This window comes from Streptococcus infantis, from assembly GCF_001579645.1.
Lineage (GTDB): Bacteria > Bacillota > Bacilli > Lactobacillales > Streptococcaceae > Streptococcus > Streptococcus infantis_E.
This window is the reverse complement of the sequence record NZ_LQZF01000198.1, coordinates 1-398: the sequence shown is the minus strand read 5'-3', so window position 1 is coordinate 398 and position 398 is coordinate 1. Positions and strand designations below refer to the sequence as shown.

The 398-nt window shown below is 47.2% G+C and carries 1 pseudogene; it reads left to right on the top strand.

Annotated elements, in window-relative coordinates:
- Positions 1-398, top strand: a pseudogene (locus tag SINDD18_RS11050) (MSCRAMM family adhesin SdrC); the annotation flags it as partial.

Below are 398 nucleotides of genomic sequence, written 5' to 3'. Positions count from 1 at the left end.
TTGCTGATTCAGAAGCTGATGTTGACGCTGACTCAGAGGCACTTGTTGATGCTGATTCAGAAGCTGATATGCTTGCAGATTCTGATGCACTTGTTGACGCTGACTCAGAGGCACTTGTTGATGCTGATTCAGAAGCCGATGTGCTTGCTGATTCAGATGCACTTGTTGATGCTGATTCTGAAGCTGATGTGCTTGCTGATTCTGATGCAGACGTTGATGCTGACTCTGATGCGCTTGTGCTTGCTGACTCAGAAGCCGATGTGCTTGCTGATTCTGATGCGCTTGTTGATGCTGATTCTGAAGCAGACGTTGATGCTGACTCTGATGCGCTTGTGCTTGCTGATTCAGAAGCTGATGTGCTTGCTGATTCTGATGCGCTTGTTGATGCTGATTCTGAA